The organism is Neobacillus drentensis, from assembly GCF_036966985.1.
In the GTDB taxonomy this organism is placed as follows: domain Bacteria; phylum Bacillota; class Bacilli; order Bacillales; family Cytobacillaceae; genus Neobacillus; species Neobacillus drentensis_E.
On the sequence record NZ_JBALSN010000106.1, the window covers coordinates 22786 to 25929 of the forward strand.

Below are 3144 nucleotides of genomic sequence, written 5' to 3' on the forward strand. Positions count from 1 at the left end.
AGATTTGCAGTCCCTAGCAGAGTTATTGGGCGGGACAGTTGGAGCATCAAGGGCAGCCTGTGACGCCGGGTGGGTTCCCTCTAATCTTCAGGTAGGTCAAACTGGAGCCGTTGTCACACCAGACCTTTATATTGCAGTCGGAATTTCTGGTGCGAGTCAACATCTAGCAGGAATTACCAATGCGAAGACTGTTGTCGCAATCAATACAGATTCAGAAGCGCCTATATTTAAACGTGCCAATCTCGGTGTGATTGCGGACTACAAGACAGTTATTCCAGCACTTACGGAAAAGTTGAAAAAGGTACTAGTGTAAGAAATTTATTTTAATAGATTGAAGGTTCGATTGAAGAATTTAGTAAGTCCTCCTGAAAGGGCTTATTTTTTTGTTTTCTGAAAATTTGTTACAATAGAGATACAAAAATTTCTTAGTAAAAATTGATGATAATAAAGGAGCTTAAACTATGATACTACAACTTGAAAATGTCTCATTAAGACGAGAAGGAAATTGGATTTTGCGAGATGTAAATTGGCAGATTAATAGAGGAGAAAACTGGGTATTATTTGGTTTAAATGGCTCGGGTAAAACTGCGATCTTAAATTTATTAAACGCCTATTATTTCCCAACAAATGGAAAGATAACTGTACTGGGGATGGAATTTGGGAAAACGTATCTAAGTGAGAAACTGCGCAAACAGATTGGATTTGTTTCATCTTCACTTCAGGAAAAATTTCATCCAGGAGATAATGCATTTGAGGTTGTCTTAAGCGGTGCTTTTGCATCGATTGGGCTATATGAAACTCCTTCAGATGAAATGAGAACAAAGGCTATTGGACTCTTGGAGACACTTGGTTGTATTAGATATGCAAACCGAAATTACGAAAAATTATCACAAGGGGAAAAGCAGCGTGTATTAATTGCTCGAGCACTGATGGCAGACCCCTCTTTGCTCATTTTGGATGAACCGACGAATGGACTAGATTTTATTGCACGTGAACAATTATTAGAATCGATTGATGAAATTGCTCAAAATCCCGATGGCCCGACGTTGATTTATGTCACCCATCATGTCGAAGAAATCCTGCCTGTTTTCAATAAAACCCTTTTACTAAAAGAGGGTCAAGTTTTTGCAGATGGAGAGACAAGTAAATTGATATCAAGTGAAAAGTTAACGGAATTTTTCAATCTTCATGTTCAGGTAGAGTGGAAGATAAACCGTCCATTGCTTACTAGAATACAGGTTAATGAGAAAGATAGAATCAGAGCATATTAATGATCGAATAAGGCGCATGAATGCATCATGCGTCTACTCTCGTTATTTTGGTTAATGTGTAAAACTTCACAGATTTAGAGAAGATTGAAGTATATAGTATAAGGGAGCTATATTATTAAAATTTATCTGACTGAGAGGTTGGGCAAGATGAAAAAATCTTTTGTTTTCATATGGAGTCTGATGTTTATATTGATTGCAGGCTGTGGGTCAGCAAGTAACTTTACGATAAAACTTTCTACACCAAAAAAATTTACACCTGGAAAAATATATGCGATGCAGTTTTCAGTGATTGACAAACAGGGAAATCCGGTGAAGGGTGCTAAAGTAAGTGCTGACTTAAATATGAAAAATATGGATCACGGAACAACCCCTGTTGCTATAGAAGAAATAGGGGATGGCAAATATATAGGAACCGCTAATTTAGCGATGAACGGTGATTGGGTTGCTTCAATAAAAGTGGAACACGATGACAAAATTGTTGAGGACGAAAAGCAATTTACTGTTGAGGCAAAAACATTAGAGAATGCCCATAAAGTGACAAAAGAGGTTACTTTACCTGATTTTAAGTTAATGGACCAGAATGGAAATTCAGTAACGAAACAAGATTTTTTAGGAAAAACCGTTGTCCTGACCTTTATGTATGTTAATTGTATCGACCCGAACGCATGTCCGATATTATTGGGGAATTTCAGCAATTTGCAGCAGGATCTGAAATCAAAAGGAAGTAAAACAGATAATCTTTTACTTGTTTCCGTTTCACTTGACCCTGAAAATGATACACCAGAAGTCATGAAAGAACATGCAAAGAAAATGAATTTTGACCTATCCTACTTGAAAATGCTGACAGGGGACAAGAATCAGATTCAAAACTTGGCAGATACCCTTGGTGAGCATTTCGAAAAAAACGATAGAGAAGTTTTGCATGATAATAAAACGTTTATATTTAATAAAGACGGAAGGTTAACTCATGAATTTACTGGAAGTATGATCGATCGAAATGAACTGTATCAGGTAATTACATTAGGAAAATAAATGAAAGACCACTATTACAAATGATAGTGGTCTTTCTATTAAAAAAAAATAATTGCTTAATAGAACATTGTTTAGTAAAATATTCCATATTATGTGAACCTGAGAATGGCAAAGAGTAGAGAATACGGAGGAGAAAACATGAGAAAAAACCTGAAATTAATCCTGGCATTTTTACTTGTTTTTACATTATTTCAACCGATGAGTGAAGCTTCTGCTGCAACGAAAAAAGTAACAGTTTCCTCAAGTAGTGCAAAAGTTTATTCGGGGCCAGGAACGAAATATAGGGTCTTAGGTAAAGTGTATAAGGGGAAAACCTTAACTGTTTATTCGATTACAAAAAATAACTATTATAAAATTTCATATAAAAGTAAAAAAGCATATATTTCGAAAAAATACGTTAAAATAGCAACAGTCAAGAGTTATAAAAAATACAGCGGTAGATGGTTTACTTCTGCAACAAGTAAACCAGGTGTTGGTTTGGATTTAAAGTTTACGAGTAACAATAAAGCAAAAATTAATCTATATGGAATCTGGTGGTCCATGCCGGATGGTTCCAATGCAAGGGAATCAGATACAGACAAATATACGATTACCTTTGATAAAAATGGAGTTGGAAAAGTCAAATTTACAGAAGGATATGCTTTAAACAAAGGGATCGCAACTGTTAAATTAAGCGGAAACAATGTTTATTTAACAGTAGTTTATCCAAGTTCTTATCCTGAAAATGAATTCATGGGGTCTTATATCTACGCGGGTAAACATAAATTAGTAAAAAGAAAATTCTAATCTAAGATTTTAAAGGGGGTGACGAACACTGCTTAGGTGTTCGTCACCCCCTTTT

At 35.6% G+C, this 3144-nt stretch carries 4 protein-coding genes; all 4 read left to right on the plus strand.

The genetic code is table 11. From position 1 onward, the window contains the following. Window positions 1-313: electron transfer flavoprotein subunit alpha/FixB family protein (locus tag V7659_RS07440; protein ID WP_335539116.1), on the plus strand; the 313-nt coding region annotated here is incomplete at its 5' end. A gap of 148 nt (window positions 314-461) precedes the next feature. Continuing rightward, entirely contained in the window at window positions 462-1271 is an 810-nt protein-coding gene (locus V7659_RS07445) for an ABC transporter ATP-binding protein (protein WP_335539117.1), read from the plus strand. Window positions 1272-1418: 147 nt separating this feature from the next. Further along, complete coding sequence (locus V7659_RS07450; RefSeq protein ID WP_335539118.1) at window positions 1419-2303, plus strand: SCO family protein; 885 nt, start codon at window positions 1419-1421, stop codon at window positions 2301-2303. Window positions 2304-2441: 138 nt separating this feature from the next. After that, window positions 2442-3089, plus strand: coding sequence for an SH3 domain-containing protein (locus V7659_RS07455; RefSeq protein ID WP_335539119.1), 648 nt, complete (start codon window positions 2442-2444; stop codon window positions 3087-3089). The last annotated feature ends 55 nt before the right edge of the window (window positions 3090-3144 follow it).